Source organism: Neisseria sp. HMSC067G12, assembly GCF_001812725.1.
GTDB lineage: Bacteria > Pseudomonadota > Gammaproteobacteria > Burkholderiales > Neisseriaceae > Neisseria > Neisseria perflava.
Window position 1 is genome coordinate 439,750 of the sequence record NZ_KV810182.1, and the last position, 20,892, is coordinate 460,641.

Annotated in this window: 21 protein-coding genes; 13 read left to right on the plus strand and 8 right to left on the minus strand. The window is 50.5% G+C overall.

Annotation, left to right across the window (positions count from 1 at the left end; all coding sequences use genetic code 11):
* Positions 1–65: 65 nt before the first annotated feature.
* Positions 66–332: a preprotein translocase subunit YajC gene (gene yajC, locus HMPREF2871_RS02110; protein WP_003675720.1), complete on the minus strand. Its 267-nt coding sequence runs from the start codon at positions 330–332 to the stop codon at positions 66–68.
* 177 nt (positions 333–509) lie between these two features.
* Here yajC and HMPREF2871_RS02115 point away from each other — a divergent pair, with 177 nt between their 5' ends.
* The 4 genes from HMPREF2871_RS02115 to HMPREF2871_RS02130 all read left to right on the plus strand — a co-directional run bounded on the left by HMPREF2871_RS02115 (position 510) and on the right by HMPREF2871_RS02130 (position 5,936).
* Entirely contained in the window at positions 510–1,568 is a 1,059-nt protein-coding gene (locus HMPREF2871_RS02115; RefSeq protein WP_004519308.1) for a histone deacetylase family protein, read from the plus strand.
* A gap of 233 nt (positions 1,569–1,801) precedes the next feature.
* The gene (locus tag HMPREF2871_RS02120) at positions 1,802–2,866 is read left to right on the plus strand and encodes a 2,3-butanediol dehydrogenase (protein WP_003745670.1); all 1,065 of its coding nucleotides are present in this window, start codon (positions 1,802–1,804) and stop codon (positions 2,864–2,866) included.
* A gap of 118 nt (positions 2,867–2,984) precedes the next feature.
* Complete coding sequence (locus HMPREF2871_RS02125) at positions 2,985–4,127, plus strand: NADH-dependent flavin oxidoreductase (protein ID WP_049335376.1); 1,143 nt, start codon at positions 2,985–2,987, stop codon at positions 4,125–4,127.
* Between the two features lie 213 nt (positions 4,128–4,340).
* Positions 4,341–5,936, plus strand: a complete 1,596-nt coding sequence (locus tag HMPREF2871_RS02130) for a peptide chain release factor 3 (protein WP_049335374.1) — start codon at positions 4,341–4,343, stop codon at positions 5,934–5,936.
* A gap of 49 nt (positions 5,937–5,985) precedes the next feature.
* Here HMPREF2871_RS02130 and HMPREF2871_RS02135 read toward each other — a convergent pair whose 3' ends face one another.
* Complete coding sequence (locus HMPREF2871_RS02135) at positions 5,986–6,756, minus strand: sulfite exporter TauE/SafE family protein (protein ID WP_039862025.1); 771 nt, start codon at positions 6,754–6,756, stop codon at positions 5,986–5,988.
* A gap of 196 nt (positions 6,757–6,952) precedes the next feature.
* Between HMPREF2871_RS02135 and HMPREF2871_RS02140 the strand changes: the two genes are divergently transcribed.
* Positions 6,953–7,498 carry a TIGR00645 family protein gene (locus tag HMPREF2871_RS02140; RefSeq protein ID WP_004519303.1) on the plus strand — a complete coding sequence of 182 codons (546 nt, stop codon included), beginning with the start codon at positions 6,953–6,955 and terminating at the stop codon, positions 7,496–7,498.
* Positions 7,499–7,569: 71 nt separating this feature from the next.
* Here the strand turns inward: HMPREF2871_RS02140 and HMPREF2871_RS02145 are convergent, their stop codons facing one another.
* Both HMPREF2871_RS02145 and HMPREF2871_RS02150 read right to left on the minus strand, forming a co-directional pair.
* A complete protein-coding gene (locus HMPREF2871_RS02145; RefSeq protein ID WP_004519302.1) occupies positions 7,570–8,520 on the minus strand; it encodes a bile acid:sodium symporter family protein in 951 nt (316 codons plus the stop codon).
* A gap of 205 nt (positions 8,521–8,725) precedes the next feature.
* A complete protein-coding gene (locus HMPREF2871_RS02150; RefSeq protein WP_283116877.1) occupies positions 8,726–9,613 on the minus strand; it encodes a YicC/YloC family endoribonuclease in 888 nt (295 codons plus the stop codon).
* Positions 9,614–9,751: 138 nt separating this feature from the next.
* Between HMPREF2871_RS02150 and rph the strand changes: the two genes are divergently transcribed.
* From rph to HMPREF2871_RS11665, 7 genes are all read left to right on the plus strand, one after another.
* Positions 9,752–10,480, plus strand: coding sequence for a ribonuclease PH (gene rph, locus HMPREF2871_RS02155; protein ID WP_039861956.1), 729 nt, complete (start codon positions 9,752–9,754; stop codon positions 10,478–10,480).
* Between the two features lie 171 nt (positions 10,481–10,651).
* A complete protein-coding gene (locus HMPREF2871_RS02160; RefSeq protein ID WP_004519299.1) occupies positions 10,652–11,872 on the plus strand; it encodes an aspartate kinase in 1,221 nt (406 codons plus the stop codon).
* A 337-nt stretch (positions 11,873–12,209) separates the two neighbouring features.
* Entirely contained in the window at positions 12,210–12,860 is a 651-nt protein-coding gene (locus HMPREF2871_RS02165) for a hypothetical protein (RefSeq protein WP_004519298.1), read from the plus strand.
* Between the two features lie 79 nt (positions 12,861–12,939).
* A complete protein-coding gene (locus HMPREF2871_RS02170; RefSeq protein ID WP_224783368.1) occupies positions 12,940–13,266 on the plus strand; it encodes a purine permease in 327 nt (108 codons plus the stop codon).
* Positions 13,267–13,483: 217 nt separating this feature from the next.
* Positions 13,484–13,657: a hypothetical protein gene (locus tag HMPREF2871_RS12045; RefSeq protein ID WP_283116874.1), complete on the plus strand. Its 174-nt coding sequence runs from the start codon at positions 13,484–13,486 to the stop codon at positions 13,655–13,657.
* Positions 13,658–13,751: 94 nt separating this feature from the next.
* Positions 13,752–14,162, plus strand: coding sequence for a hypothetical protein (locus tag HMPREF2871_RS02180; RefSeq protein WP_004519295.1), 411 nt, complete (start codon positions 13,752–13,754; stop codon positions 14,160–14,162).
* 187 nt (positions 14,163–14,349) lie between these two features.
* On the plus strand, positions 14,350–14,784 hold the full coding sequence (locus HMPREF2871_RS11665) for a hypothetical protein (protein ID WP_141747888.1): 435 nt from the start codon (positions 14,350–14,352) through the stop codon (positions 14,782–14,784).
* Between the two features lie 76 nt (positions 14,785–14,860).
* On the opposite strand, the gene HMPREF2871_RS02185 is transcribed toward HMPREF2871_RS11665, so the two are convergent.
* The gene (locus HMPREF2871_RS02185) at positions 14,861–15,301 is read right to left on the minus strand and encodes a DNA polymerase III subunit chi (RefSeq protein ID WP_049344410.1); all 441 of its coding nucleotides are present in this window, start codon (positions 15,299–15,301) and stop codon (positions 14,861–14,863) included.
* Positions 15,302–15,338: 37 nt separating this feature from the next.
* Positions 15,339–17,825 (minus strand): heavy metal translocating P-type ATPase, encoded by a 2,487-nt coding sequence (locus HMPREF2871_RS02190; RefSeq protein ID WP_049344441.1) that lies wholly within the window; start codon positions 17,823–17,825, stop codon positions 15,339–15,341.
* A 361-nt stretch (positions 17,826–18,186) separates the two neighbouring features.
* Between HMPREF2871_RS02190 and HMPREF2871_RS12050 the strand changes: the two genes are divergently transcribed.
* Positions 18,187–18,312, plus strand: coding sequence for a hypothetical protein (locus tag HMPREF2871_RS12050; RefSeq protein WP_003678791.1), 126 nt, complete (start codon positions 18,187–18,189; stop codon positions 18,310–18,312).
* Positions 18,313–18,380: 68 nt separating this feature from the next.
* On the opposite strand, the gene hflX is transcribed toward HMPREF2871_RS12050, so the two are convergent.
* Positions 18,381–19,541: a GTPase HflX gene (hflX, locus tag HMPREF2871_RS02195; protein ID WP_049344412.1), complete on the minus strand. Its 1,161-nt coding sequence runs from the start codon at positions 19,539–19,541 to the stop codon at positions 18,381–18,383.
* Positions 19,542–19,585: 44 nt separating this feature from the next.
* Positions 19,586–20,806, minus strand: a complete 1,221-nt coding sequence (locus HMPREF2871_RS02200) for a glycosyltransferase (protein ID WP_239665350.1) — start codon at positions 20,804–20,806, stop codon at positions 19,586–19,588.
* Positions 20,807–20,892: the final 86 nt, after the last annotated feature.

Sequence of the window (20,892 nt, forward strand, 5' to 3'; positions counted from 1 at the left end):
TGCTTTATTTATAAAGGCAAACAGCCGCGCTCGGAAAATGAGGCGGCTTTTTGCAAAAAAACGGATTATTCGGCTTTCGCGGCAATCGCGTTGCGCTCAACTTCCACTTCGATTTTCGCACCTTGACCGATGTCGACAGTGTAGAATTGCTCGCCGACTTTGGTCACGCGGCCTTTGAAGCCTGCCGCCAAAACGACTTTATCGCCGACTTTCAAAGCGGCCAACATCGCTTGGTGCGCTTTGAATTTCTTTTGTTGAGGACGCATAATCAGGAAGTAGAACACCACCATGATCAGCACTAAAGGGGCAAATTGAGCCACTGCTTGATTCATAATATATCCGTTCTTTCAAGTTTTAGATTAAGTAAAAAACTGCACACTGCAATCAAATACATTGGTTGGACTGTAAAATTGAGCTATTCTAAAGGTCGTCTGAAAAATTTCCAAGTATTTCCGTATTTATTAACCATATTTAGCAGTCTTTACGACTTGTCCGACACATACTGTTCCATGTTCAAAAAAATCCTTTGGCGCATCAGCACCCGCCTACGCCGTTTGTTTGGCAAAAACGCCCGCACCGTATGGATTTCGCATCCGATATTCCTACAGCACCAGCCGGGGCCTAACCATCCCGACAGGCCCGAACGCATCAGCTCCATTCAAACTGCCTTAAAACAAGAAGGCATTTGGCGTCGCCTGCAAACCACCGAAGCACCGGAAATCAAAGATGCGCAGCTGGCATTGGTCCACTCGCGCAACTATCTGCACGAGTTGGAAGCCGCCCAGCCGCTCCCCGGCAAAATCCACCGCATCGATGACGATACGGTCATCTGCCACGACTCCCTTCAAGCCGCCCGTTTTGCGGCCGGAGCCGTTGTCAAGGCAGTCGATATGGTGATGAATAAAAAAGCCTGGCATGCTTTTTGCGCCATCCGCCCGCCAGGCCACCATGCCCACAGCAACAGCGCCGGCGGATTTTGCCTGATCAACAACACCGCCACCGGCGTGATGCACGCCATTGCCCAATACCGCTTGCAACGCATCGCCGTCATCGATTTCGACGTCCACTTCGGCGATGGAACGGCGGAGATTCTCCAAGACGATCCGCGCGTGATGTTTTTCAACCTGTTTGAAACCGATATCTTTCCCTTCCCTCAGGCGGAACAATACGCCGGCAATAAAAATATGCTGCATACGCCCCTCAAACCAGGCACAGGCAGCCGTATCTTCCGCACGACCATCCGCGAACAATGGCTGCCCAAGCTCACGGCTTTCCGTCCCGAGTTGGTGTTGCTTTCAGCAGGTTTTGACGGGCACAAACAAGACGAAACAGGCCGTCTGAACCTACATGAAGCCGATTTTGCCTGGCTGACGCACAAAATCGTCCAAGCAACGGCAAGCTGTCAGGGGCGTGTCGTTTCCGTACTGGAAGGCGGCTACACCTTGGAATCCTTGTCCAAATCCGCCGCCGCCCACATCCGCGTATTGGCAAGCTTGAGCAAGGCCGATTACGTCATCGCCTACCAAAAGCATTTGAAGCGCGGTAAAAGTAACAATCCTACTCAATAACGCATTTAAACTATCGACCCAGGCCGTCTGAAAACATATCATCCGTTTCAGACGGCCTTTTTTTTCATTTACAAACTTTAATTTGAGCAAAGACAAACCATTTCCATATTGTCAGTAGTAAAATAACAAACATAAAACATATCAATAAAAACATTTCACACGCCACACCGCTTCCCTTTCCCCAATTGACCGTCTTTTTCAGACGGCCTCCACTTTAAAAAAGGAGCGTTACAATGAAAGCAGCACGTTTTTATAACAAAGGCGACATCCGCATCGAAGACATTCCCGAGCCAACCGTAGCTCCGGGTACTGTCGGCATCAATGTTGCTTGGTGCGGTATCTGCGGTACAGACCTGCATGAATTCATGGAAGGCCCGATTTTCATTCCGCCTTGCGGCCATCCGCACCCAATCTCCGGCGAGTCTGCGCCAGTCACCATGGGTCACGAGTTCTCCGGCGTGGTTTATGCCGTAGGCGAAGGCGTGGACGACATCAAAGTCGGTCAACACGTTGTTGTCGAACCCTACATCATCCGCGACGACGTACCGACCGGCGAAGGCAGCAACTACCACCTCTCCAAAGACATGAACTTCATCGGCTTGGGCGGCTGCGGTGGCGGCTTGTCTGAAAAAATTGCCGTTAAACGCCGTTGGGTACACCCTATTTCCGACAAAATCCCATTGGACCAAGCTGCTTTGATTGAGCCTCTGTCTGTCGGCCACCATGCTTATGTACGCAGTGGCGCGAAAGAAGGCGACGTCGCATTGGTCGGCGGCGCAGGCCCAATCGGTTTGCTGTTGGCTGCCGTACTGAAAGCCAAAGGCATCAAAGTCATCATCACCGAATTGAGCAAAGCGCGTAAAGACAAAGCACGCGAAGCCGGCGTGGCCGACTACATCCTCGACCCATCCGAAGTCGATGTCGTTGAAGAAGTGAAAAAACTGACCAACGGCGAAGGCGTAGACGTTGCATTCGAATGCACCAGCGTCAACAAAGTGCTGGACACCATGGTCGAAGCATGCCGTCCGACTGCGAAAGTCGTCATCGTATCCATTTGGAGCCACCCCGCTACCATCAACGTCCACAGCGTTGTGATGAAAGAGCTGGACGTGCGCGGCACCATCGCCTACTGCAACGACCACGCCGAAACCATCAAATTGGTTGAAGAAGGCAAAATCAACCTTGAGCCTTTCATCACCCAACGCATCAAACTGGACGAATTGATTTCCGAAGGCTTCGAGCGCTTGATCCACAACAATGAATCCGCAGTAAAAATCATTGTTAATCCTAATCTTTAATCCTAAGGCTTAAAGAATAAACAGGCCGTCTGAAACTTTTCAGACGGCCTGTTTACTTGATAAATTCCCGAATGGCCCAATCCTCTGCCAACCATTCACTTATCAAGAGCAAAATCTCATGAATCCAAAATACGCCCCACTCTTTCAAACATACACCCTCAATAACGGCGTAACCATCAAAAACCGCCTTGCCGTCGCCCCCATGACCCATTTCGGTTCACAAACCGACGGTTTAATCAGCGACCAAGAGCGTACCTTCCTCAGCAACCGCGCAGGCGATATGGGCCTGTTTATCACGGCCGCCACTTTGGTTCAAAAAGACGGCAAAGCCTTTCACGGCCAACCTGAAGCCACAGGCGAACACTGCCTCGACAGCCTGAAAGAAACCGCACAAATCCTGCGACAACAAGGCACAAAAGCGATTTTGCAAATCCATCACGGCGGTTCCAAAGCCATTGATGACCTTTTGGACGGTCTCGACAAAATCAGCGCTTCCGCCAACGAAGCCGAACACGCACGCGAAGCGACCGCAGAAGAAGTCGAAGCACTCATCGCCTCTTATGCGCAAGCCGCCGATTTGGCGCTTCGTGCCGGTTTTGACGGCGTGGAAATCCACGGTGCGAACGGCTATTTAATCCAACAGTTTTACTCTGCCCAAAGCAACCGCCGCAACGACCAATGGGGCGGCAGCTTGGAAAACAGAATGCGCTTCCCGCTGGCCGTTGTCGATGCCGTGGTTGCCGTCCGAGAAAAACACCAGCGCGACGATTTCATTATCGGCTACCGCTTCTCCCCCGAAGAGCCGGGCGAAGACGGCTTAACCATGACCGAAACCGGCGCACTGATTGACGCATTGGTACAAAAACCGCTGCAATATCTGCACGTTTCCCTGTGGGAATTTGATAAAAAAATCCGTCGCGGCGGCGATACCGCCCAAACCCGTATGCAGTTTATCCACGAACGCATCAACGGCAAACTGCCGCTTATCGGCGTGGGCAACCTGTTTACCGCCGACCAAATTTTGGCCGCCTATGAAACCGGCTGGGCAGAATTTATCGCCTTGGGCAAAACCGTGATGATTAATCCGCACATCGCCACGCAAATCCGCGAAGGCCGCGAAGCTGAAATCGAAACGCAACTCGACCCGACACGCGCCGACCATTACGGCCTCCCCGACACCTTGTGGGGATTTGCCTCCAGCGGTACGCAATCATGGCTGCCGCCGGTAAAAGGCGCGGAATGGAAACCGATGGATATTTAATCATCGATTCATAGCACAAGGCCGTCTGAAACTTTTCAGACGGCCTTTGGTTTGGTGCAAACATTGAATTATCAAGCATTTTTTTGTACAATTCCGCATCTTTCAATCTATTGCAGGGCGTGTCGCACACGCCCTTATTTTAGCCTGTTTTCCAACACCCATACCCTTCAGGCCGTCTGAAAAAGCGGCCTGAAACTTTTTGCAAAGAAAACCATGTCCCAAGAAATCCTCGACCAAGTGCGCCGCCGCCGCACGTTTGCCATCATCTCCCACCCTGACGCGGGTAAAACCACGCTGACCGAAAAACTGTTGCTGTTTTCAGGCGCGATTCAGAGCGCGGGTACGGTAAAAGGCAAGAAAACCGGCAAATTCGCCACCTCCGACTGGATGGAAATCGAGAAGCAGCGTGGCATTTCCGTGGCATCAAGCGTGATGCAGTTCGACTACAAAGACCATACCGTCAACCTCTTGGACACGCCGGGACACCAAGATTTCTCCGAAGATACCTACCGCGTATTGACCGCCGTCGACAGCGCCTTGATGGTCATCGACGCGGCAAAAGGCGTGGAAGCGCAAACCATCAAACTCTTGAACGTCTGCCGCCTGCGCAATACGCCGATTGTTACGTTCATGAACAAATACGACCGCGAAGTGCGCGATTCGCTGGAACTCTTGGACGAAGTAGAAAACATCCTGCAAATCCGCTGCACGCCCGTAACTTGGCCAATCGGCATGGGCAAAAACTTCAAAGGCGTGTACCACATCCTGAACGACGAAATCTATCTCTTTGAAGCGGGCGGTGAACGCCTGCCGCACGAGTTCGACATCATCAAAGGCATCGACAATCCCGAATTGGAACAACGCTTTCCGTTGGAAATCCAACAGTTGCGCGACGAAATCGAATTGGTGCAGGCGGCTTCCAACGAGTTCAATCTCGACGAATTCCTCGCCGGCGAACTCACGCCCGTGTTCTTCGGTTCGGCAATTAACAACTTCGGTATTCAGGAAATCCTCAATTCATTGATTGAATGGGCGCCTGCGCCGAAACCGCGCGATGCGACCGTACGCATGGTCGAGCCAGATGAGCCGAAGTTTTCCGGATTTATCTTTAAAATCCAAGCCAATATGGACCCGAAACACCGCGACCGCATCGCCTTCTTGCGCGTCTGCTCCGGTAAATTCGAGCGCGGCATGAAGATGAAACATCTGCGCATCAACCGCGAAATCGCCGCCTCCAGCGTGGTAACCTTCATGTCGCACGACCGCGAGCTGGTGGAAGAAGCCTACGCCGGCGACATCATCGGCATCCCGAACCACGGCAACATCCAAATCGGCGACAGCTTCTCCGAAGGCGAACAACTGGCATTTACCGGCATTCCCTTCTTCGCACCCGAACTGTTCCGCAGCGTCCGCATCAAAAATCCGCTGAAAATCAAGCAACTGCAAAAAGGTTTGCAGCAACTCGGCGAAGAAGGCGCGGTACAAGTCTTCAAACCGATGAGCGGCGCAGATTTGATTTTGGGCGCGGTCGGCGTGTTGCAGTTTGAAGTCGTTACCTCGCGGCTGGCCAACGAATACGGCGTAGAAGCCGTGTTCGACAGCGCATCCATCTGGTCGGCGCGCTGGGTATCGTGCGAAGACAAGAAAAAGCTGGCGGAATTTGAAAAAGCTAACGCAGGCAATCTGGCGATAGACGCAGGCGGCAACCTCGCCTACCTTGCGCCTAACCGCGTCAACTTAAACCTGACGCAGGAACGCTGGCCGGACATCGTGTTCCACGAAACGCGCGAGCATTCGGTTAAACTGTAAAACGCAAAGGCCGTCTGAAACTTTCAGACGGCCTTTTTTTCATTCGATATCAACCCAATAAATCCCAAGCAAACTTTCCGATGGTCAGGCACAGCAGCAACATAAACCCATAACGCAGCAGCCTGGTTCCGCCGCGCATTGCCAAGCGCGCGCCGACCACGCCGCCGCACAAATTCGCCACCGCCAACGGTATCGCCCATGCCCACACAACATGGCCTTGCGGAATAAAAAACGTCAGCGCAGCAAGATTGGTGGTCGAATTGATGACCTTTGCCGAGGCGTTAGCCGCTAAAAAATCATAGCCGTAAAAGCGGACGAACACAAAAGCCAGCAGGCTGCCCGTTCCCGGCCCGAACACGCCGTCGTAAAACCCGATTAACGCGCCGAAAAATAAGCCCCATAAAGTTTCGCGGCGCGTCAGCTTTTCAGTGCGCACCGTCTGTCCCAAGTCTTTTTTCAAAAAAGTGTACAGACACATGGCAATCATGATGACCAACATCGTCGGTTTCATGTATTGCACGGGGAAATACACCACCGTTTTCGCGCCCAAATATGAAGCGACAAATGCCAACACCGCGGCAGGCAGCAGCATTTTCCACGGCACGGGGATTCGGCGCAGGTATTGCCCCGTCGCAGTCAGCGTGCCGCAGCAGGAAGCAAATTTATTGACACCCATTACCGAGGCCACAGGTGTAGCGTTTGGCAATAGGTTGAATAATCCGGGAATCTGCAATAGCCCGCCTCCGCCAACCGCCGCATCCATCAGCCCTGCGGCAAAGCCGACCAACACCAGATAATAAAAAAACGAATCTGCAAGCATAATGTCCATCTCTAAAAAGCAAAGCGATTTTGCGCGTATTTGCCTGTCCTGACAACCTACAAGGCCGTCTGAAAAACAAGGAACGATATCCTGTTTTCAGACGGCCTTTCTTTTTAAATTCAACCGCTCAAATTGCGGCTTAAAAATTTTTCCATTAAAATGCCGCCCCTTATCTTTCCTACACACAACACATTTTATGGAACATTCCACCCCGACCAAACGCACAGCCCACGACCGAATGGGCATCTTCGCGCATTTCATTTTTGCCAGCCGCTGGCTGCAACTGCCGATTTATATAGGCTTGATTATCGCCCAAGTCATTTATGCCTGTAAGTTCCTCAAATCCTTGTGGCACTTGGTATCCAATTTCAGCATCATGGATGAAAACACCATCATGATCGCCGTATTGAACCTGATTGATGTTGTGATGATTGCCAACCTGCTGACCATGGTCATTGTCGGCGGCTACGAGACCTTCGTCTCCCGCCTTCACGTTGACGAACATCCCGACCAGCCCGAATGGCTCAGCCATGTCAATGCTTCGGTTTTGAAGGTTAAGCTGTCGATGTCCATCATCAGCATTTCCTCCATCCATCTGCTGCAAACCTTCCTCAACGCCGCCAATCTGTCGGAAAAACAAATCATGTGGCAATGTATTACCCACATCTGCTTCCTGATTTCCGCCCTCGCCATGGCTTTAACGGACAAAATCGTGTACAGCACGACGCATAAAGCGCATTGATAATAAAAGGCAATCAAAAGGCCGTCTGAAATATTTCAGACGGCCTTTTGCTATCTGGCAATGTTTACAGCTTATTGCTTACGCTTGTCCCACCAGGCAAACAAATTGCCCAAAACCGTTCCTGACACAGAGTGCCAAACGCAGGCAACGGCGGCGGCAACGGCAGATTCGGCATTACCGGGGAAAAATTTAGCACTCAAACCGGTGGCAAGTCCGGCATTTTGTACGCCGACTTCGATGGCAAGAGTGCGTTTTTTGGCGGTGTTCATGCCGGTCAGTGCGCCGCTGTAATAGCCGAGGATGTAGCCACCGATGTTGTGGGCAGCGATGGCGAGTACCATAACGAAGGCGGATTCAGCAAAGCGGTGGCCGTGAACGGCAGCAACGCCGCCGACGATGCAGGCAAACGCGACAACGGCAACAGCAGGCATAATCGCGCGCACGTCTTCAAACCAGTGTTTTTTATGCAGCAATATATTGGCGGCAGAACCGATAACCACAGGCAACAAGGTAACGAGCAACATAAATTTGAACATACCCCAGCCGTCCATTTCGACGGTTTGTCCGACCAAATAAGTCATCCACAGCGGCGTCATCACAGGCGCAAGGACGGTGGAGACGGTGGTCATACCGACTGAAAAGGCGACATCGCCTTTAGCCAAAAAACTCATGATATTGGACGAAACACCGCCCGGGCAGGTGCCGACCAAAACCAGACCCAGCGTTAATCCAGGCGAGAGGTCAAAGGCTCTGGCAATACCGATAGCGAGCAGGGGCATAATCGTGTATTGGGCGATGGCGCCGATAAAAATATCGAGCGGACGTTGCGCCAGAATTTGATAATCTTCTTTGCCTAAAGTCATGCCCATACCGAGCATGATGATACCGAGTACAACGACTTGAGTATCGCCTTTTACCCATGAAAACGTAGCAGGTTCGATAAAGGCGATAATGGAGGCAAGGACGATAATCAAGGCGGTGAAGCGGGTCATTTGCCGACTGATAGCGGTCAGAAAGTTCATATTTTACTCCTTTGTATGTTTTTATCATGACAATAATTGCCATAATTTAACACATATTAACTCTTGTGCGCAATGACAGTAACGAAACAGGAAATCCATCATCCAATAATGTTTAAAAACAAACCACACTAACTCCACCCAATATCAACACAAAGGCCATCTGAAACCTTTTCAGACGGCCTTGTTTTATCCGTTCATTATCGATTTATTCGATATTTTGAACCTGTTCGCGCATTTGTTCGATTAAGACTTTCAGTTCAACCGACGCTTGCGTGCATTCGGCGGCGATGGCTTTGCTGCCCAAAGTGTTGGCTTCGCGGTTCAACTCCTGCATCAGGAAATCCAAACGTTTGCCTACGCTGCCCTTGCCTTCGGTAACGATACGGCGTACTTCGGCGATATGGGTGCGCAAACGGCTGAATTCCTCATCCACATCGGATTTTTGGATGAATAAAGCAAATTCCTGTTGCAAGCGGTCGTTGTCGATATTGCCGACGGCTTCTGCCAAACGGGTTTTGACTTTATCCATATGCGCTTGCAGAAGGCTGGGGAACAATTCGTTCAAAGCGTCCACAATCTCTTCCATGCCATCCAGGCGTTGCAGCAGGTGCTCACCCAGTTTTTTGCCTTCGCGTTTGCGGGCGGCTGTAAACTCTTTCAAAGCGCTGGTCAATAAATCTTTAACGCCTTTGGCCAAAGCCTCGGCATCTTCGCCCTGGCCTGCCAAAACGCCGGGGAAACGCAAAACGTCTGCCACGCTCAGCTTGCCGAAATTGTGTTCCTTGCGCCATTCTTTGTTCAAATGCGCCAGTTGGGCAACCAAATCCTGATTGACCTCCAAAGTCTGTCCGCCCGAGGAGGCATCCTGCAGCTGGATGCGGCATTCCAATTTACCGCGCGCCACAGCCGCGGCAATCTGCTCGCGCAACGCGCCTTCCAAATAACGCAATTCTTCCGGCATACGGAATTGAACATCCAAATAACGATGGTTGACCGCGCGGATTTCCAAATTAATCCGCTTGCCTCCGCATTCGCCTGCGGCATTGGCAAAGCCGGTCATGCTGTGGATTTGAATAGTTCGTCTTGTAGCCATGGTTTTACTCCGTTTCCAAATACGAGTGAAAGTATGGACACTATAACACACCCGACCGACGATTTTCAGACGGCCTTTGGTGCCAAATTCCTCTATAATTCAAGGCAACCTATTTTTTATTCCCCCCAAAGGTTCATCATGAGTAACTACACCCGCACCGGCCGCGCCGCCGACAGCCTGCGCGACATCAAAATTACCCCCAATTTCCTCCCCCATGCCGATGGCTCCTGCCTTATTGAGTGCGGCAACACCAAAGTGATTTGCACTGCCTCCATCGACGAAAATGTCCCACCGTTCCTGCGCGGTAAAGAACAAGGCTGGGTAACGGCCGAATACGGTATGTTGCCGGCTTCCACCGCCTCCCGTATGCGCCGCGAGGCCGCCGCGGGCAAACAATCCGGACGCACACAAGAAATCCAACGCTTGATTGGCCGCTCTCTACGCGCCGTCGTCGATATGGAAAAACTCGGCGAACGCCAAATCCTGATTGACTGCGACGTCATCCAAGCCGACGGCGGCACGCGTACCGCCTCCATTACTGGTGCCTACGTTGCCCTGCAAATCGCCGTAGACAAACTCCTTTCAAACGGCCTTATCAGCGAAAACCCCATCCGTGAAGCCGTTGCCGCCGTTTCCGCCGGCGTGGTGGGCGGTGTACCGCTTTTGGACTTGGACTATCCAGAAGATTCAGGCTGCGACAGCGACGTTAACATCATCATGACCGCATCCGGCAAAATCATCGAAATCCAAGGCACAGCCGAAGGCGCACCCTTCAGCATCGAAGAATTGGGCAAACTCATTGCCCTCGCGCATAAAGGCATTGCTGAATTGGTTCAACACCAGCAGGCCGCTCTTTTGGCCCGATAATCAGCAAGGCCGTCTGAAAACTTTCAGACGGCCTTTTTTAACCAAACCCCTTTATGCGTATTTACTCAAAAAAGCGCGTTCTATCCTTGAATTCCATGTAAAAAATAGTAATAATAACCCTTTTTCCAGCAAACCAAGCTGCCCGACAACCCCCACAAGAAAGCACGAAACATGGCGTTAATCGTACATAAATACGGCGGCACATCAGTAGGCTCGCCCGAACGCATCAAAAACGTAGCCAAACGTGTCGCCAAAGCCCGCGCCGAAGGACACGACATCGTAGTCGTCGTATCCGCCATGAGCGGCGAAACCAACCGACTGGTCGCACTGGCGCACGAAATGCAAGAGCATCCCGATCCGCGCGAACTCGACGTCGTTCTCGCTACCGGCGAACAAGTGACCATCGGCCTGCTGGCCATGGCCCTGAAAGACATCGGCGTTGACGCCAAGAGCTACACCGGCTGGCAAGTCGCCCTCCAAACCGACACTTCCCACACCAAAGCCCGCATCGAAAACATCGACGACGAAAGAATGCGTGCCGATTTGGCTGCCGGTAAAGTCGTTATCGTAGCCGGTTTCCAAGGCATCAGCAGCGAAGGCAATATCTCAACCCTCGGCCGTGGCGGTTCGGATACCTCCGCCGTTGCCATCGCCGCAGCCCTCAAAGCCGACGAATGCCAAATTTATACCGACGTAGACGGCGTTTACACCACCGACCCGCGCGTCGTACCCGAAGCACGCCGCATGGACACGATCACATTCGAAGAAATGATCGAATTGGCCAGCCTCGGCTCAAAAGTTTTACAAATCCGCTCCGTAGAATTCGCCGGAAAATACAAAGTGCGCCTGCGCGTACTCAGCAGCCTGCAAGATGGCGGCAACGGCACCCTGATTACCTTTGAAGAGGACGACAACATGGAAAGAGCAGCCGTAACCGGTATCGCATTCGACAAAAACCAAGCACGCATCAACGTACGCGGCGTACCTGACAAACCCGGCGTTGCCTACCAAATCCTCGGCGCAGTTGCCGATGCCAACATCGAAGTCGACATGATCATCCAAAATGTTGGCAGCGAAGGCACAACAGACTTCTCCTTCACCGTTCCACGCGGAGACTACAAACAAACCATCGAACTCCTGCAACAACGCCAAGACAGCATCGGCGCCGCCTACATCGACGGCGACGACACCGTATGCAAAGTCTCCGCAGTCGGCTTGGGCATGCGTTCACACGTCGGCGTAGCCGCCAAAATCTTCCGCACCCTCGCAGAAGAAGGCATCAACATCCAAATGATTTCAACTTCCGAAATCAAAGTATCCGTCCTGATTGACGAAAAATACATGGAACTGGCTACCCGCGTTCTGCACAAAGCATTCGACTTAGGCAACTAATTCCAACCAGTCAAAAAGGCCTTCTGAAACTTTATTGTTTCAGAAGGCCTTTTTTATTTCCATTACATAAATCAACAACATCTTAATAAAAAAAATCAACTTTAGCTCAAAACAGTGTAGCCTGGCTTATTATTACCCTTGTTAATTTCATTATATATTCAATATTTTACAACCATCCACCTTCGCCGTTTAATTCCAAAAACATACCACTTAACCTAATTTGAGAAAAATAAACAAATCTGTAATAAAATAGGACAAAAGTACAAACAATTATCTACGCTCATCAATAAAAACAAATTTCCCCCAATTTTCTCCTAACTTAAGAAGGAATCCTAATATGAACGTATTAAACAAATTCGGTATGCTGATCTTGACCGCTTCCCTGCTGGCAGCCTGCGGCGACTCCGGTAATAAAGGCAGCAGCGACAAACCGGCAGAACAAGTTGCTCAAAGCGAATCTAGCTCTGCCAACAAATACGAAAAAGCTCTGAGCGAATTCCCGGAAGCAGATCCTAAACTGGCCGAACCTATCGTCATTTCCGATAAAAAATCTCCAGACGGTCTTGCCGAATTGCAAAAATTCATTCACTTCACCACTGGTGAAGAAGCTCAAAAAATTACTCAGCTAGGCCTAGAATTGCAAAACTTGGCTAACCAAAATAAAGAAAAAGAAGCTTTGGAGCAGATGAACAAACTGACTGCCGCACTGGAACAATTCCATCAGAGCGCAGCTGCCCTCGACATCAAAGATCCTGAAATCAAAGCAGTTCTGGATCGTGCATTACAAGTCAGCAGTGCTGCCAACAACATGATGATTTATGCAGGCAAACATGCTTCTGAGCTGACTATCAACGGCAAAGATAAAGATTCGCTCAAATTTGCCAATGATTTCCAAGAAAAATCTCAAAAATTGCAAGAAACCCTACGTGCAGCCAATCAAGAAGTACAAAAAGCTGCCGAAGCTTTAGGCAAAAAATACTCCCAATAAGCCTATTGTTTCCGATAAATATCGGTGGTATCGGCAACATCGATACCACCTTTCCAAACCCTAAGTCAGGTTGAACACAATGAATAATCTAAACCCTTCACTCCCCTGCCCACACTGCCATGCCCCGATCCAAGGCGGATTGGTTAAAGGTTTGGCCGCAGTCAAAGAATGTCCTTCCTGCCATAAAAAAGTCAAATTCAAAAAACCGCCTGTTGGCGAATATTTCAAAGCTTTGCTGAAACCTTTCGCTATTTTTGTAGTAGTTGTCTGCATCGTAGCGGCAATACTGATCAGCCTGTTTGGTACATTCCCCCAATATATCAGTATGGCATTAGTTATCGGCTTTTTCGTCTACTACATTATCCCGATTCAAAACAAACTTTCATCTTTTGAAAAAGACGAATAAACATATACTTTGCCCATCCAACCCACTTTTCCGGATGGGCAATACTTTATACGGCCCAATAAAAAATAATGAAATCGTCCCCATTTTTTTGTCCGCATTGCTCCAATCCGATTCGAGGTAGTGCATTCAAAGGACTGAAAAGCATTAAAGAATGCCCGACCTGCCACAAAAAAGTCCGCTATAAGCAGCCAACTGCAAAAGAAATCCGCCAAGCGACATGGAAAAAGAGCATTATTTCCTTGCCCTGCTGACCTTATACCTTGCCTTTCTGATTGCACTATTTCGCGCAGATATTCCTTTTACGTATCTCATCCTTCCTATCATGCTCTATTTGGTTGCAGTCTTCCAGCCTGCCATTATCAAGCATTCTTCATTTGAGAAAGACGAATAGCCTGCTTTCAGACGGCCATCGCCTTCGATAACAAGGTTTGGCCAATACCGATTTTAATCCTTATCCCCGATATCCCCTCCAAGGCTTTTATTACATGAAACGTCCAGTCCCTGTTACCATCGCCACCGTTCTCTATTTCATCATAACTGCCCTTACTTGCTTTACTACGGTTGCTCTTGCGATTTATTCGGGCGATTTACTGATAGAGGTTGCAGCCTTGGCATTCCCTTTCCTGCCTTGGTGGCTGTCTATGCCCCTATACTTCATCCTCCTTTCCTTACCGGTATTTATTGCTGTCGGCCTGCTTTCAGGCAACCGTTCTGCCCGTTGGCTGGCTATTGTGCTAGCGGCCTCTTCGCTAATCATGGTGTATAGCGATATGGCGAGCTATAGTTCTCAACAAATCATTATTCAATCCATTCTCCACCCTGTTTTGCTGCTCCTCATCTTCAATCCGGTATCCAACCGCTATTTCGCCAATGCGGCCTCAAAAACCGAATCCTAAACCATCGGATTTTGACTTCAAAAAAACTTAAGGCCGTCTGAAACCCTTGCCCTTACGCAAATCTTTTTCAGACGGCCTAAAATAGAATGGCCTTTTCAGACTGTCTTTTCCTAAGGCAGCCCTTCATACAAGCAATAATGCGTTTCCCTTAGCAGCTTTAAATACCAAACTGTAAGCAAACAAACCCATGAAATCAGTTTTTCCTATTTTCTTTATCCTGCTCAACTTATTCTTCATCCTCTATTTGCGACGCAAGCTATCTATATGGATTCGTTTGGCACTTTACTTGTCTATCGGTGGACTGTTTTATTTATGGATGTCCAACAAATCTGCCCTAACCTCCCTATTTGCACACACCCTGTCATTACAGCCATTCGACGTATTTCATGAGACAATCGGTTTTTCATTATCGGTTACAGTCTTCCTCAATCTGTTTGACTTGCTTGCCGTACCTTCGATTGTCCGTTTCCCCAACTTAATCCTCAAAAATCCCCAACACCACCATCAGTCTGTTCAATGGTATCTTGCCAATACTTCCCTTTTTGAACGCTTTTTCCACTATTTCTACGCTTTCTGCTGTTGCCTCATATTTTATGGCATATGGCATGAAGCCTTCCGATAATCAATCTAAAAAACAAAGGGACATCATCAAAATGTCCCTTTGTTTATATTCAGACGGCCTTGAATATCTTCAAAACTCAATCCTTTCCTTCTCTCGAAAAATGCTCAATCTCAAATCCGCTCTGACGATAAGCTCGGAAACGGTCTCGGGCTTCGGCCAAATCTTCTAAGCTGTTGCCCACAATTTCAAGGATACGGTTTGGAATGGCCGGGGCTTGGCTCCAGAAATCGGCAGACAGGTTTAAAACCGTGCAATCTTTCGGAATATTCGGCAGTGCATTTCCAAACGCAAGCAATACCGGCGTTTCAGACGGCATGGGGTCGGTAGGCAGCCAGACTTCATGCGGAATAAAGCTTTCGGGAATCTGCTGCCACAAATCAATGTCGAGTTGCTGCACTGCCGCGGCAGAATCCGACCACACCAAAATCTGCCCGCCATCGCGTATAGCGCGCGCAATCAGGCGGCAGGCAAAGGCGGCCGGTCGGGCGACGTGTGTATAAAAAGTGGCTTTAGGCATGGCGTATTCTTTCGTTTAGGCAATGGATTTGCCGTTTTCAGACGGCCTTTTTGGTTTTCAACAATCTCAAGGCATTGCCCAACACCAGCAGCGAGCTGAAACTCATGCCGAGCGCGGCGATCCAAGGGGTCACGTAACCAAATACGGCCAGCGGAACGGCAACCAGATTGTATGCGCTCGCCCAAGTCAGGTTTTGGCGGATGATTTGATGGGTGCGGCGTGCCTGTTCCATCATCACGGGCAAAACATTCAAATCGTCATTGAGCAAAACCACATCGGCACCGTCTCGCGCCACATCGGCACTCGTGGCCACGGCGGCCGACACGTCGGCTTGGGCGAGGACGGGGGCGTCGTTGATACCGTCGCCGATCATCATAACTTTACGCCCTTGTTTTTGCAGATTTTCCACATAGGCCAACTTGTCTTCAGGCGTGGCTTCGGCACGATAGGCATCCAAGCCTAGCTCTTGCGCAACTTGGGCGACGGCAGCCTGTCGGTCGCCGCTTAAAAGGTGCAGACGGATGCCGTGCTGTTTCAGGTTTTGCAACATTTCGGCGGCGCTGTCTTTGATTTGGTCTTCCAGCAAAAAGGCCGTCTGAAAACCTCTTTGATTGCCCAAGAAAATAATGCCGCCCGTGTGGTCGATATGGGCAAATGTTTCGGGCAGATTACCGGCGATTTCCGAAACAAACGCTGCTTTGCCCAAAGCCCAAACTTGGGTTTCGCCATCCAATTCGATTTGCGCGCTGACACCGTGTCCAATGCGGTTGACCCGTTGCTGCACTTTCACATCAAGCGCGGATACAGGGCCGTCTGAAAGCATATGGTTCAAAATGGCACGGGCGATGGGGTGTTCGGATTGCTGCTCCAATGCTTGGGCAACGGCAAGGGCTTGGGCTTCGTTCGGACGGCCTGCGGACAACATCCGGCTGACGGAAAGCTGCCCTTTGGTCAGCGTACCGGTTTTGTCGAACACGACATCGTCAATTTGGGCAAGGGTTTCCAAACTTTGTTTGCCGCTGATGAGAATGCCGTCTTTGGCCAGCGCACCGGTCGAAGCGGCCAGCGCGGTCGGAGTCGCGAGCGACAAGGCGCACGGGCAGGTAATGACCAGCAGGGCGACGGTAATCCACAAGGCGGTGTGCGCGTCGGCATACCAAGCCCAGCCGATAAAAACGGGAATAGCAAGCAAGAGTTCGCCAAACACAAAACTGGACGCGTATTTTTCGGCCAACTCGGCGGCACGCGGTTTTTGCGCCAGCGCACGGTCGAGCAGTTTGACGATATGGGACAGGCGCGTGTTGCCGCCGGTATGGTCGGTGCGGATGATTAAAGGGCTGCTGGTGTTGAGCGTGCCGGCGGTTACTTTTTCAGACGGCCTTTTCACGATAGGCAAACTTTCACCGGTCAACATGGCTTCGTTGACTTCGCTCTCGCCGGACAAAACCGTACCGTCCACCGGAATGACTTCGCCGGGCTTCACAACAATCGTATCGCCGATATTGAGGCGGACGACTGCGGCTTCCTCGATGGCTTCGCTTTCCGGATAAGCCGGCAAACGGTGGCAAAATGCCGGAACCAGTTTGACCAACCGCTCCGCCGCATCGCCTGCTTTGCGTCGGGCAATCTGTTCCATAAAACGCCCGCCCAACAGGAAAAACAGCAGCATGGCGATGGATTCAAAATACATGCCTTGCCCTGCGTTGGTGGCCAGGCTGTAAATACCGGCGATAAAGGTCATCACAATGGCAATGGCAATCGGCGTATCCATGCCGACACGGCGGTTTTTCCAGTCGCGCCATGCGCCGCGGTAAAACGGCAACGCGCTGTAAAACACAACGGGCAACACCATCAAAAAGCCGCCCCAATGCAGGATTTCCAAATAAAGCGGCTCGATGTCGCCGCCGTAAAAATAAGTCGGCAGGGCAAACATCATCGTCTGCATCATGCCCAGACCGGCCACGGCCAATCTGACGATAAACTGCTTGCGCTCTTTCTGCGCCTGCGCTTCGATTTTTTGTGCATCATAAGGCGCGGCGGTATAACCGGTTTGGCGGATTTTCAGCAAAATATCCGACAATTCGATGTGGGCGCTGTCCCACACCACGCGGCAGCGGTGGGTACTGTAATTCAAATCCACACGCACCACGCCCTTCATGCGCAACAACTGCTGCTCAATCAGCCACACACACGCGGCGCAGGTAATGCCGCCCAGCATCAACACCGCCTCGCGTTCATCCCCAACGCCTACCTCGACAAAATCCGCCTGCACTTCAGGCAAATCGTACAGCTTTAATTGCGACAACACTTCCGGCGGCGGCAATTCGGATTTTTCCGCGTCGGCGGTACGCTGTTTGTAATAATTGCCCAAACCGGCATCAATAATGCTCTGCGCCACTGCTTGGCAGCCGGCGCAGCAGGTTTCGTGTTCTTCGTCTTCAAAACGAACCGTCAGATGCAGATGCTCGGGGACTTCAAGTCCGCAATGAAAGCAGTTTTTTTGGGAGTGTGTGGGAGATGTCATCATGTGTTCGATTTATTTTTCAGACGGCCTGAAACAACCGTCCCTGGGTGTTACATTTTAGCAAAAAGCGTTTTTCCGCCTCTTTTCATTCAATTTTGAATTAACAGGCTGTCGGATTTTATAAAAAATATGGAAAACAAAGTATTGACCGTTCATCAAACGATGAACGGTAATATATAAATACCGTTTATCTTTAAAAACTTCCGATTATTTTAATGTAAAAATGGAACTTTTTTAAAAATCCCGATACATTCTTTGTTGACCTCAATCCATTTAAGCAGCATACTTTAGGCATTCCGCGAAGACGGAAATCAAAAAACACACATTTACTTATAAAACTAACTTATTGGGAAACCTCACCATGATTGATCGCCTTATGCCTATTTTTGCCGTTATCGGCATTTTGTCCAGCACCGTATACCTGAGCCTCGCCGCTTGGATGCTTTACGAAAGCGTGTTCAAAAAGAAAAGCCCTCTGTCGGCATAATCCTCAGATTTAGAATTTTACGGTAAGGCCGTCTGAAGATTCAGACGGCCTTGTTTCATTCCATACTATCAAGCATTCGGCTGTACGGCCAATTCAATCATCGCTTCGCGCAAACCGTCCAAGCCCAAACTTTCGGCAACGGAAACATTCACGCCGACTGCCTGTCCGGAATTGTCGCGCAAAATGCCTGCTTCACGCATACCCGACGGCAGTAAATCGATTTTGTTGTACACCACCAATTGCGGAATTTCATGCGCGCCGATTTCTTCTAAGACGTCGTTGACATCATCCATCTGCCGTTCAAAATCGGGATTGGACGCATCAACGACGTGCAGCAGCACATCCGCCATCGCCGTCTCTTCCAAAGTAGCGGAAAACGCCGACACCAGCTTGTGCGGCAAATCGCGGACGAAGCCGACGGTATCGGTCAAAATCACGCTCGCCTCGTGCGACAGAAAAAGCCGGCGTGCAGTGGTATCCAAGGTGGCGAACAACTGGTCTTTCGCCAATACGTCTGCTTTAGTCAAACGGTTAAACAGGCTGGATTTTCCGGCATTGGTATAGCCGACGATGGCAAAGGTTTTCAGACGGCCGCTCATGCGCGATTTGCGGCGCGTGGCACGTTGTTTGCGGACATCGGTAAGCTGTTTTTTCAATGCCGTAATTTTTTGTCCGATTAAACGGCGGTCGGTTTCCAACTGGGTTTCGCCCGGCCCTTTCAAGCCGATACCGCCCTTCTGACTTTGCAGGTGTCCATAACCGCGCACCAGCCGTCCGCTCAAGTGGTTCAACTGAGCCAGCTCTACCTGCAACTTACCTTCCTGCGATTGGGCGCGTTTGGCAAAAATCGCCAAAATCAAACCCACTCTGTCGAGGACACGGCATTGAAGCTCTTTTTCCAGATTACGCTCTTGTGTCGGCGTGAGTTCGTGGTTGAACACAACCAGCCCGACATCATACTGCTTAACCGCTGCCGCCAATTCTTCCGCCTTGCCCGTACCGACAAACAAAGCCGGATGCGGTTTGTCGCGGCGTGAAGTTTCGATAGAAACCAAATCGCCGCCGGCCGCGCCCACCAATTCTGCCGCTTCGGTCAAGGCCGTCTGAAAGCCGCGCTCGCGCGTTTCGTTTGCGCCGGAATAGTCCGCCGTCAACATCACGCCGACCAAGAGGACGCGTTCGGGCTTTTCCAAAGATTTATCGACGGAAAACAGATTGCGCTTGCTCAAAAAATTTCCTTTCAGACGGCCTGACAGCTGGGTCAAAGTCCTGATTAACGGTTTTTCAAAATATCGGCAAAATATTCGGTTACTTCCGCCAAACGTCCGCCCTGCACGGCATAAGGCTGCATGACGGCCACCAGCTGCTCCAACACTTCGCGCGTTTCGGTTTGCGCGTGTTCGCGGTAGAGCCACATATTTTGCATGGTCACCGTGGTCAATGCCTCGCGCACATTCAGCAAGAGCAAGTGACGGCAAGACTCATAGCCTTGACGCAAATCGCCGGCCGCATAGGCGGTAACCGACAATTCATAGTCGATGTCCAAATGATAAACATTGTTTTGGACAAAAAGAATATCGTCTGTCGGGAACGGAATGCGTTTCGCCATCAGGCCGATTGCATGGGAAATACGGTATTTCCCTTCCTGACGCAGCATGGTTTGCGCAAGATAGAGACACTCGGCACGGCGCGGGTTGTAATCGTAGCCTGCCAGCCAAGTCGCCAAGGCTTCATCGCGTTTGCCCATTAATTTGTAGCACTCGCCCAGCTGTTGGTAAGAAACCGACACTTCCTCGATCCAACCGCCCAACTCGATGCGTTTTTTAAACCATTCGCTCGCACGCTCGGGCATATCAGAATCCCAATAAGAACGCGCCGCATAAAAGGCGTAACGCGGTTTCAGGTCTTCATCTTCAGGGCTGTAAAACGCTTTCTCCAAAGAAACGGCGTCAAGCAGGTATTTGTTCGCCATATTGCTGCGCGCGCCGAAACGGCCGCTGAGTACCGTATAGTCGCCATGAAGCGTGGCTTCGCTGGTATCTTGTTTGTCGGTTTCGATAAACTCGTGCAACACGCCGCGCCAGTAGAATGTACCGTCATTGCGCAACAACAGCGGACGGTAATAAACCACGCTGCCCATGGCATTTCGCATGCGGAGACGGTAACGGTCGGCGGTCAGTTCGGGTAATTCCAATTTACCTTCAAAGCGGTCGTCTGCATCAAAAATCAACACGTAATCGGTTTTGCCTTTTGCGTGTTTCAACGCCTGATTGCGGTTGTATGCAAAATTTTGCCAACCATCATGATGAATCTCGCCTGCGATGCCCTTTGCATCGAAAAAGCGGCGGATCACGCCGACGGTATCATCGGTCGAGCCGGTGTCGCTGATGACGTAGTAGTCAAGTTTGATGTGGTCGGTGATGTTGGCCAGTGTTTCTTCGATGATTGCCGCTTCGTTTTTGACAATCATATTCAAGCAGATGGTTTGGGACATTTTCAATAGCCGCATTGGTTTGGAAAGGTATTATTTTACTTTAGCATTTTGTTTTTTGCACACAAAATACTCAGGCCGTCTGAAGA

Excerpts from the sequence above, each read along its gene's own strand:
- yajC (WP_003675720.1), bottom strand. The coding sequence starts at position 332 with ATGAATCAAGCAGTGGCTCAATTTGCCCCTTTAGTGCTGATCATGGTG.
- HMPREF2871_RS02115 (WP_004519308.1), top strand. The coding sequence starts at position 510 with ATGTTCAAAAAAATCCTTTGGCGCATCAGCACCCGCCTACGCCGTTTG.
- HMPREF2871_RS02120 (WP_003745670.1), top strand. The coding sequence starts at position 1,802 with ATGAAAGCAGCACGTTTTTATAACAAAGGCGACATCCGCATCGAAGAC.
- HMPREF2871_RS02125 (WP_049335376.1), top strand. The coding sequence starts at position 2,985 with ATGAATCCAAAATACGCCCCACTCTTTCAAACATACACCCTCAATAAC.
- HMPREF2871_RS02130 (WP_049335374.1), top strand. The coding sequence starts at position 4,341 with ATGTCCCAAGAAATCCTCGACCAAGTGCGCCGCCGCCGCACGTTTGCC.
- HMPREF2871_RS02135 (WP_039862025.1), bottom strand. The coding sequence starts at position 6,756 with ATGCTTGCAGATTCGTTTTTTTATTATCTGGTGTTGGTCGGCTTTGCC.
- HMPREF2871_RS02140 (WP_004519303.1), top strand. The coding sequence starts at position 6,953 with ATGGAACATTCCACCCCGACCAAACGCACAGCCCACGACCGAATGGGC.
- HMPREF2871_RS02145 (WP_004519302.1), bottom strand. The coding sequence starts at position 8,520 with ATGAACTTTCTGACCGCTATCAGTCGGCAAATGACCCGCTTCACCGCC.
- HMPREF2871_RS02150 (WP_283116877.1), bottom strand. The coding sequence starts at position 9,613 with ATGGCTACAAGACGAACTATTCAAATCCACAGCATGACCGGCTTTGCC.
- rph (WP_039861956.1), top strand. The coding sequence starts at position 9,752 with ATGAGTAACTACACCCGCACCGGCCGCGCCGCCGACAGCCTGCGCGAC.
- HMPREF2871_RS02160 (WP_004519299.1), top strand. The coding sequence starts at position 10,652 with ATGGCGTTAATCGTACATAAATACGGCGGCACATCAGTAGGCTCGCCC.
- HMPREF2871_RS02165 (WP_004519298.1), top strand. The coding sequence starts at position 12,210 with ATGAACGTATTAAACAAATTCGGTATGCTGATCTTGACCGCTTCCCTG.
- HMPREF2871_RS02170 (WP_224783368.1), top strand. The coding sequence starts at position 12,940 with ATGAATAATCTAAACCCTTCACTCCCCTGCCCACACTGCCATGCCCCG.
- HMPREF2871_RS12045 (WP_283116874.1), top strand. The coding sequence starts at position 13,484 with ATGGAAAAAGAGCATTATTTCCTTGCCCTGCTGACCTTATACCTTGCC.
- HMPREF2871_RS02180 (WP_004519295.1), top strand. The coding sequence starts at position 13,752 with ATGAAACGTCCAGTCCCTGTTACCATCGCCACCGTTCTCTATTTCATC.
- HMPREF2871_RS11665 (WP_141747888.1), top strand. The coding sequence starts at position 14,350 with ATGAAATCAGTTTTTCCTATTTTCTTTATCCTGCTCAACTTATTCTTC.
- HMPREF2871_RS02185 (WP_049344410.1), bottom strand. The coding sequence starts at position 15,301 with ATGCCTAAAGCCACTTTTTATACACACGTCGCCCGACCGGCCGCCTTT.
- HMPREF2871_RS02190 (WP_049344441.1), bottom strand. The coding sequence starts at position 17,825 with ATGACATCTCCCACACACTCCCAAAAAAACTGCTTTCATTGCGGACTT.
- HMPREF2871_RS12050 (WP_003678791.1), top strand. The coding sequence starts at position 18,187 with ATGATTGATCGCCTTATGCCTATTTTTGCCGTTATCGGCATTTTGTCC.
- HMPREF2871_RS02200 (WP_239665350.1), bottom strand. The coding sequence starts at position 20,806 with ATGTCCCAAACCATCTGCTTGAATATGATTGTCAAAAACGAAGCGGCA.